Origin of the sequence: Anaerococcus sp. Marseille-Q5996 (assembly GCF_946893725.1) — a bacterium.
GTDB lineage: Bacteria > Bacillota > Clostridia > Tissierellales > Peptoniphilaceae > Anaerococcus > Anaerococcus martiniensis.
On the sequence record NZ_CAMPPE010000002.1, the window covers coordinates 374394 to 383637 of the forward strand.

A 9244-nucleotide genomic window follows, 5' to 3' on the forward strand; every position below is an offset into this window, starting at 1 on the left:
CCCCTTAGCTTCTTTCCTTAAGAGATTTTAATTTATCACGTTTTTTAATTCTATCAAAATGTTCAATTCTTTCAATTAATTCACTTAGATAAACAGGATTGGTATTATCTCTTATATAATTTAAAATATATATATAATCCTCATCATTTTGGTTAAATTTATTTATATCTTTATTTAAGATAAATTCTTTCATATCCAAAATTTTAGCATCTTGAAGGCTATCATCAAATATTTTTTGGTTGTTAATATAGTCTTCTTTTTGATTAAATATCAGCCTCAAAACTTCTAATTCATGGAAGTTAAATTTTTGAGGATTGCTTTTTACTATAACATTTGAATTATTTTTCTTATTATAATAATTCTTTTTATCTTCTTTTTTAGTAATATTAGTATTATACTTTTCAACTGCTTGATTTAAAGTGCTTTTATCTATCTTAAATAGGGTTGATACATTGTTGGTAAAGATTTCTCTCGTCAAATCTGAATCAATGCTTGCAAGAAACTCAACAAATAAATCAAGCTTTTCATACTTTTCGTTTGGGCTAGCTTTAGAATATAAATCTAGTATCTTGTTATATTTATAGTTATAAACATCAAGAGCATCAGATTTTCTCGATAAAAATGATTCTTTTCCATACTCTTTTATAAAATCATCCGGGTCAAGTCCTTCGTCTAGTGTGATTATTTTTGCTTTAACATCAACTTCTAAAAATATTTCTATAGCTTTTTCAGTAGCATTAATACCAGCACTATCTCTGTCATAGCAAATATACACATTTTCAGCGTATCTTTTAATTAATTTTGCCTGTTCCAGAGTAAGAGCTGTTCCAAGGCTGGCAACCGCATAATCTATTCCGTAATTATTTAAGGCTATTACATCCATGTATCCTTCTACAAGTATAATATCTGTACCTTTTTGCTTTTTATAAATATTTAGACCATAGAGGTTATATCTTTTCTTAAAAATATCCGATTCTGGAGAATTAAGATATTTGGGCATCTCATCGCCAATGGCTCTACCCCCAAAACCAATTACATTTCCAAAATGGTTAATAATTGGAAATATAATTCTATTTCGATACTTATCATAATAATTTCCCTTGCTAGACTTTTTTATAAGACCTATATTTTCTAAGTCATCTTTATTATAGCCCTTAAATTCTATGTAATCGCAAAGATCATTCCAAGAATTTTTGGCAAATCCTAACATAAATCTATTTACGATTTTACCGCTAAGACCTCTATTTTTTAGATAATTTATTGCTTCCTTGCTGGTCAATAAATTTTTGTAAAAAAACATCATAATATCTTTATTAATTTCATAGAGCTCTTTATTTTTGGGATTTATAGAATTATTTTCTGAATATTCCATTCTAATCCCGGCTTTATTTGCTAAATATTCTAAGCTTTCTGGATAAGTTAGCCCCTCTTTTTGCATAATAAAAGAAACAACATCTCCACCCGCCCCACATCCGAAGCAGTGAAACAATTGTTTCTTTTCATCTACTGTAAAAGATGGTGTTTTTTCGTTATGGAAGGGACATAAACCCTTGTATGACGAACCAGCTCTTTTTAGATCGACATATTCACCTATAATATCTACAATATTTGAGCTAGCTCTAATTTCATCAATTTTTTGATCTGAAATCATGGCCATATAATCACCTCTATATAGTTAAACTATACTTATATTAATTGGGTATTCAATTTTGAAGTTTAAATACAAAAAGAGATTTATTATAAATCTCTTTTTTTTAATATTATCATATTTTTACTTCTGGTTTTTTCTTCAAATTACCTAGAATTAGAGCCCCGATTATAGACCCAACCGCAACTGCTAATAGGAAAAAGAATGCTTGATTTAAACTTCCCATCGCTGGCAGAACAAATACTCCTCCATGTGGAGCTGGCGATTGGACATCAAATGCACCAACTAAAACACCAGCAATTGCAGATCCAATTGCTACTGATGGAATAACCGTTTGGGGCTCACTAGCTGCAAAAGGAATTGCACCTTCTGTAATAAAGCTTAATCCTAAAATAAAGTTAGTAATTTTAGTTTCTTTTTCAGTAAATTTATTTTTAAATAATGAACAGGAAATAGCAATAGCAATTGGTGGTACCATACCTCCAACCATTACGGCTGCTATATATGATCCAATTCCAGTATCTGTAAATTAATCCACCAATAAATCCAGCTCCTCTACTTGCCATTAGTCCTGCTACCATACCAGGCATTAATGCAGGTCTATCTCCAATTGACGTTGCTATATATCCAGCAAGGACTGGAATTAGGAAGCTCATCGCATCTGACCCAAGACCATTTAAGAATGAAAATGCAGAAGAGCTATCTCCCATAAATCTTTCAAATAATAAAGATATTGCTAGTAAAATTCCTCCTCCTATAACAAAAGGTAACATAGGACTTATTCCATTCATCACATCTCCATTTACCCTTTGCCATAAACTATGAGAATCGTCTGAGCTTTTCTCATAGTTTTCATTTTCCTTATTCTCACTATGGAAAATATTTGCATCCCCTTTTATAGCACGTTCTACTAGTTCATCAGCTTTTCTAATACCATCAGAAACCGGTCTTTGAATAACTTTTTTTCCATCGAATCTAGCTGTTTCAACTTTTTTATCAGCTGTTATAATTACTGCTTTTGCTCTTTTTATATCTTCTTCATTCAATCGATTTTTTATGCTATCAGAACCATTTGTATTGACTTTTATATCCATTCCAGCTTTTCTTGCAGCTTCTTCAAGGCCTATAAGTATGGGCTATACCATTTGGGCAAGCTGTCACTGATACAATGAAGTCTTTTGAATCATCAGATATTGGATTGCTATTAGTTTCTGAAGTATAGGTCTTTTCTATATTAGTATTTTCTTCTATTTTATTATCAGAATATTTGTCAATAACACCATATACATCCTCAGCGCTATTTATATTTTTTAAATCATCTACGAAACCTGCTTTCATTATCATTTTTGATAATTCTGCAAGAGTATCTACGTGTACTTTGTTCTCTCCATCCGGTGCTGCTATAGCAAAAAATACAAATGTATCTTCACCATCAAGAGCTTGATAATCTAAACCATCTCTTTTTTTAGCAAATAATACAGCTGGTTCTTTTACAGTTTTATTTTTAGAGTGAGCTATGGCAACCCCATCACCCAAGGCTGTTGAACCTTGATCTTCTCTTGCTATTAATACATTTTCAAATTCTTCTTTTGAATTAACATATCCATGATCATAAAAATTTTGCGCTATTTCTTTTATAGAATCTTCTTTACTATTAGATTTTAAATCAAGAATCATTAATTCTTTTTTAGTAGGTCTTTAATTTCCATAATCTTTTACCTCAACTTTCTCCAAGATTTCATATACGTATTCTTTACTTGCAATATCTTCGCTAAATGCAGTTGCTGTTCCACAAGCTACAGCCAACTTATAGGCATCTTTTTTTGATAATCCATTTTTTATACCATATATAAATCCAGCAACCATACTATCTCCAGCCCCAACTGAATTTATTAAATTACTCTCAATAGAATTTGCCTTTAAATTTAATTCATCACTAATAAAGATAGATCCATCTTTACCTAAAGAAATAATAACATTTTGTGCACCCAATGTTTGTAATTTTTTAGCGTACTTAAGGATATTCCTATCATCGATTTTTGTATGAAATATAGCTTCTAGTTCATCTATATTGGGTTTAACTAATAAGGGATTGTATGACAAGTAATCTAATAATTCCTCGCCAGCTATGTCAACTGTAAACTCTATTTTTTTTGTATCTAGAACTCTCTTATAAAAATCTTTACTTAGCGATTTCGGTATGGAACCTGAAATTATTAAAGTATCATTATCATTAAGCTTTTGTAATTTTTCAAAAAAATCAACCATTTCATCTTCTTTAATATCTGGTCCACCTGCATTTATTTCAGTTTCAGTATCATATTTAAGTTTTACATTTATACGAGATTGGCCTTCGATTTTAGTAAATTCTTCTTTCACTCCAATATTTTCTAATGACTTTACTATATAGTCACCTGTAAAACCCCCTACAAAACCCAAATTAATTGGATCTTCTCCTAGATTTTTTAAAAGCTTAGAAACAATTATTCCCTTGTCTCCAGGATATTTTTTTTCTTCATAAGACCTATTAGTAGCTCCATCCTTGAATTCATCAAGTTTCATTATGTAATCAATAGATGGATTTAAGGTTAAAGTATAGATCATTAATCCTCCTTTATAAGTTCTGCCTGATCTAGACTACAAATATTTGCAAAAAATTTCTTACCTATTTTAGAAGAATCAGCTAAAACATATGCTTTTCTTGCATTATTAATTGCTGATTTCTTTATTAAAGCTTCATTAATATCTGCTGTAGTGTAATTATTATCATCGATACCATTTGCGCCTATAAAAGCAAAATCAAAGTTTAGATTATTAATCTCATTTATAGTTTGCTCTCCATAGCTAATATAGGTGGAAGATTTCATTTTTCCTCCTAATATTATAGAAGAAATGGATAAAGAACTTAATTTATCAAGATGCATGAGCCCATTAGTTACAACTGTAACATTTTTTCCTTGCAAGTAATCTATCAAACAATGAGTTGTTGTACCAGCATCCAAAAATATATACAAACCATCTTCAATTAATAAACTAGCTTTTTTACCAATATTCTTTTTAGCATCAATATTAGCAGTTTCATTAAATTTATAATTTGTTTCATTAAGTAACTTATTTAAAGTGGCTCCTCCATGCACCCTTATTATTTCACTCTTTTCTTGGAGATAATCTAAGTCACGCCTTAATGTTGATTCACTAATATTTAATTGTTCTAAAAGAAAAGCATTAGAAATTGTTCCTTGTTTATTTAAAACACTTCTAATGAAATTTAGTCTTTCCTCTAATATCATAATGCTAATACACTTCATAAACAATCATAATCAGTCAAATTCGTTCATATTTGTTAAATAAACTACTTTTTATTAAAATTTTAAAAAAATAGAGCCAATAGTCAATATGTATAATTTAAATAATAGTATATTAGTAGTATATAAGATTCTTAATATTACTTTAAAAATATATTTAGATATAATATAATAATTATATAAAGTAATAAAGGATGAAATTAAAGGAAAGTGTTATGATGGAAAATATTTATTTTAGGGATGTTGAACAGGAAAATGATATATCAAATGTAGACATTAAAGTTTTAGATGCTCAGAAAAACAAGTACGCTAGAAATTATTCTTCTAGAATACAATTTCACCCTTTTACTTATTTTTATTTCATTAATAAAGGTTTTGGAAAACTTTCTATAGAAAATGAAACAATAAGTATCCACCATAAAGATATTATAGTTATAAATTCAAACATTGGTCATACTATTTATATCGATGGTTCTTGTGGGGAGTGTGAAATACTTGGCTTTGGTGTAGAATCACTATCATTATCCAAAGTAAATAAAAAGAATAATAGTATAGAGACGATTAATTTTTATTCTGCAAATGTTGAAGAAGATGACATAGATCCTTCATATTTTTATGAAATTTATGATGAATTTAACAGCGATCAAATCTTCTCAAAAGCAATGGCTAACTCGAAAGCAGCTATATTTATTGTGGAATTTTTAAGGGAATTTGAAAATAAGATTACTGTTAAGCACGACAGAAAAGTAAATAGGCAAATTGACTATATCAAAAACTATATAGACAGTAATTATGCAGAAGATATAAAGCTAGAGCAGCTTTCAACTATGGCTTATATGAACAAATTTCACTTAATTTCAGAATTTAAACAATCATATAGGGTCACTCCAATAGAATACTTGATATTAAAGAGAATTGAAGTATCAAAAAACTTATTAATTTCGACCAATCATTCGATGGAAGAAATATCTTCAATAGTTGGATTTAATTCCCAGTCATATTTTAATCAAGTGTTCAAAAAGAAAGTTGGAAAAACTCCATCTCAATTCAGAAAAAAACACAGATTGTAAGCAAAATCGCTTCATCTTAACTTTTTATAGTTATTATGAAACGATTTTTTTATTATTATAGTTTATTCCATTTTTTTAGATAATTCTTATAAAAGTCCATATTTTGAACTGTTTCTAATATACCCTTGTAATTACCGTCTTTATCCCAAACTCCATAATAAGTTACTGTATAATCACTTCCACCTATATCTCTAATTACTACGACTTTATCGCGTTTTCCTGCCTTTAAGTCTGAAATTATTTTTCTTACCTTAGGTTCTACTTGTGGTGGATGGCAGGAATATACTTCTCTTCCTAAAGATGACTTTGGTCTTTTAAATACTTTGACCTCTTTTGGGTTATTATAGTAAGAGTTTATATCATTTTCATCTACATAGGTAATTTCAATTTCTAGGGTATCAAGCATTGCTTCAAGCTGATCTAGACGTAAACGACCTTTGTCAAAGTTGATATAAGAATCTGAAAATCGCTCCTTTTGAACTTGAGTATTGTTAGTACTATTTTCTGGAATAATATCTTTATCATATTCACTTAGGTCAGCATAAAGATTTTGATAATCTTCTTCTGATAAATTCTCTTCTATTAATGGGAAAAGAATATTTTCTTCCTTATAAGTCATTTCCTCTGCCCTAAAAATTGCTTTTTCCAAAAGAAAATTATCATTTGTTTTAAATGCTTTTTTAATATCTCTTGTGATTTCACCATCAACTGCCCACATCACTTCTGATGGACCAGGCTTATTGTATTTTGCTTTTAACAAAGGATATATCAAATCACCCTTTTTCTTATAATGATCATTTAATATTTTTAGGTCATCTTTAGGATTTTCACAAATTTCACCTGATATATATGCCCTAGCTTTTGATAATATATTTTTTATCTCATTATTTTCATTATTGAAGTAATCTAAAACTGGGTTATCATACTCTTTTTTATTTTTTTCAGAATGAGTCATTCCATGAAATAATGCTGAATGAACATCACAAAGTTTTCTTACTTGCTCTTTATCTACACCTTGTTCAAGAAGAGACTCTTCGGCATCCATAATTTCTGAAGATGAGACTCCATCAAAATTTTCTTTGAAATCTTTTCTAACATCTTCTATATCTTCTCCATCAGTTAGCCTTTTTATATAGGATTTAATCAAATTTTGTCTCTCAATCACTTTGCTATCTAGTGAGGAGTCAATAATTTCATATCCTAGATCTTCAAGTTTTGAATTTATATCTTTTATAGCTAATAGCTTAGCTCCACGTTTTATTGACATTTTGCTAGCCATATTTTTTACCATCAACGGATTATCTAAACCGATAAATCCAATATTTATTAAATCATTCTTAAGTTTTTCATTTGAATGTATTAAATTTGCAATATTTTCATTTATATCAATTCTCATAGTTTATCCTCCATAATTATATTAACATATAAAGAGTATCATTATCAGTAACATTTGTTACAAAAATAAAAAAACTGTAGTAAAAATTACTACAGTTTATATTAATAATCTACTCCTGAAGAGTATTCACTATTTGCATTCCAAATTAAATATTCATTTAGACCTTGGTCATAGATGGCATCTATTTGAGCTTGTACTGCATCTCCATCATATTCCATCCAATTACCTTCACCAATCCAAGAAGCAGTAAAATCCTGAATCCACGGACGAGATACTGGCGGATGATCAAGTTGACCTAAAATTTCTTTTTCTTCATCTAAATATCTTTTTACTAGTTCATATGGTTCTAAGTCTGGTTTTTCAATATCAAACGACCAGCTTCCCCAGTGTGACGGATAAATCATTGATGATATTACATCAGTCTGATTTGCCATTTCATCAAAGTCTTGTCCTATACCCTCTGCTCGTCTTACTTGAAGGGCATAACCAAAAACATCAATTGAAATTGGCACATTATAAGCTTGTAGTTCTTCACGAGCCCTTTGTACAAAGCCTGTTATTGCACTAACTCTTTTTTCTCCTTCATCCATCTCGCTTTCATTTTCATATTCGCCTCTAGAATAATCTAATGTATCGCCAAATGTTTCAAATCCTTCAGCAAATCTTACATAGTCAAATTGAATCTCATCGAAACCTGCTTGTGCAGCAAGTGTTGCAATTTTTATGTCATAATCCTGAACTTCTTTTAAAAATGGATTCATAAAAGCTTCTTCGTGGCCATTTTTCCATAAAGTACCATCATCTAAGGTAAAGCCCCAATCTGGGTGTTTTTCTGTAATAATACTATCTTTAAAAGTTGTAACCCTACCGATAACATATATACCTCTATTGTGCAAATCTTCTATAAGAGCTTCTGGGTCGACAATATCTATTTTTGAATACTTAATATCTTCATCGTCTGTATCAAAATTCATTGTAACATTTCCCCAGTCATCTTTTATGTCAATTACAACAGTATTTAAGGCAGTATCTTCCATTAAAGCAATAATTTTATTATAAACTTCTGGATTATTAATGCTATAAGTATTGAAATATAAACCTTTTACACCATCTTTTGGATAGTATTCAGATTTTTTTTCTTCCAAAGATAGGAGTCTGGATGTATCATAGTCCATGTTATAATCATCCGGAGTTACACCTACTTCATATGGCTCTCCTACTGGTTTTTCAATGGCTTCATTAATTAATCCATTGTCTTCAAGTATTTCTTCAGCAGCCTGATCTATTGTTTTATCATCTACTTTTGAAACTTCTTTCTGATTTGTATTTGTACATGAAGTTAGAACTAATATCAAAGATAAAAATAAATAAGAAATTTTTCTTTTAATGTTCATATACACTCCTAAAAATAAAAAAGGGCGAGCAAGCATGCCCGCTCTTTTTAAATATATTATTTAAAGTTCTCTAAAGGTTCACTTTAATGAACTTCTCGCTTAGTTTTCTGGATTCGCTTTGCTCATCTCAGAAATGAAAAATGCTTTTGCATTTTTCACCCATGATCTTGTAGTCCTCTCGAAGATCACTTCGTGAACTTCTCGCTTAGTTTTCTGGATTCGCTTTGCTCATCTCAGAAATGAAAAATGCTTTTGCATTTTTCACCCATGATCTTGGGACTATTTTTCAATTTTTGTTACTACGCCTGATGCTACTGTTCTACCACCTTCACGTACGGCAAATCTTAGTCCTTCTTCTAGGGCGATTGGTTTTTGTAGTTTGATTTTGAAGGTTGCGTTGTCTCCTGGCATTACCATTTCTACGCCTTCTT

General features: G+C 29.8%; 9 protein-coding genes and 1 pseudogene. 1 reads left to right on the top strand and 9 read right to left on the bottom strand.

Translation table 11 applies throughout. From position 1 onward, the window contains the following. Positions 1–4: 4 nt before the first annotated feature. The 6 genes from dnaG to OC526_RS04365 all read right to left on the bottom strand — a co-directional run bounded on the left by dnaG (position 5) and on the right by OC526_RS04365 (position 4956). Positions 5–1657, bottom strand: a complete 1653-nt coding sequence (gene dnaG / locus OC526_RS04340; protein ID WP_262122360.1) for a DNA primase — start codon at positions 1655–1657, stop codon at positions 5–7. Positions 1658–1763: 106 nt separating this feature from the next. Beyond that, positions 1764–2126 (bottom strand): hypothetical protein, encoded by a 363-nt coding sequence (locus tag OC526_RS04345; protein ID WP_262122361.1) that lies wholly within the window; start codon positions 2124–2126, stop codon positions 1764–1766. Further along, the gene (locus tag OC526_RS04350; protein WP_262122362.1) at positions 2083–2742 is read right to left on the bottom strand and encodes a hypothetical protein; all 660 of its coding nucleotides are present in this window, start codon (positions 2740–2742) and stop codon (positions 2083–2085) included. The genes OC526_RS04345 and OC526_RS04350 overlap by 44 nt, the downstream gene beginning before the upstream one ends. Before the next feature lie 22 nt (positions 2743–2764). Further along, positions 2765–3325 (bottom strand): PTS sugar transporter subunit IIA, encoded by a 561-nt coding sequence (locus OC526_RS04355; protein ID WP_262122363.1) that lies wholly within the window; start codon positions 3323–3325, stop codon positions 2765–2767. A gap of 21 nt (positions 3326–3346) precedes the next feature. Beyond that, positions 3347–4252 (bottom strand): 1-phosphofructokinase, encoded by a 906-nt coding sequence (gene pfkB, locus OC526_RS04360; protein ID WP_262122364.1) that lies wholly within the window; start codon positions 4250–4252, stop codon positions 3347–3349. After that, positions 4252–4956 (bottom strand): DeoR/GlpR family DNA-binding transcription regulator, encoded by a 705-nt coding sequence (locus OC526_RS04365; protein ID WP_262122365.1) that lies wholly within the window; start codon positions 4954–4956, stop codon positions 4252–4254. Before OC526_RS04365 ends, pfkB begins: the two co-directional genes overlap by 1 nt. A gap of 212 nt (positions 4957–5168) precedes the next feature. Between OC526_RS04365 and OC526_RS04370 the strand changes: the two genes are divergently transcribed. After that, a complete protein-coding gene (locus OC526_RS04370; protein ID WP_316043771.1) occupies positions 5169–6023 on the top strand; it encodes an AraC family transcriptional regulator in 855 nt (284 codons plus the stop codon). Positions 6024–6078: 55 nt separating this feature from the next. On the opposite strand, the gene OC526_RS04375 is transcribed toward OC526_RS04370, so the two are convergent. The 3 genes and pseudogenes from OC526_RS04375 to tuf form a co-directional block, all read right to left on the bottom strand. Further along, positions 6079–7419, bottom strand: coding sequence for a DUF438 domain-containing protein (locus OC526_RS04375; protein ID WP_262122366.1), 1341 nt, complete (start codon positions 7417–7419; stop codon positions 6079–6081). 101 nt (positions 7420–7520) lie between these two features. Then, positions 7521–8813 carry a putative glycoside hydrolase gene (locus OC526_RS04380; protein ID WP_262122367.1) on the bottom strand — a complete coding sequence of 431 codons (1293 nt, stop codon included), beginning with the start codon at positions 8811–8813 and terminating at the stop codon, positions 7521–7523. Between the two features lie 279 nt (positions 8814–9092). Then, positions 9093–9244: pseudogene (tuf, locus tag OC526_RS04385) on the bottom strand (elongation factor Tu); the annotation flags it as partial.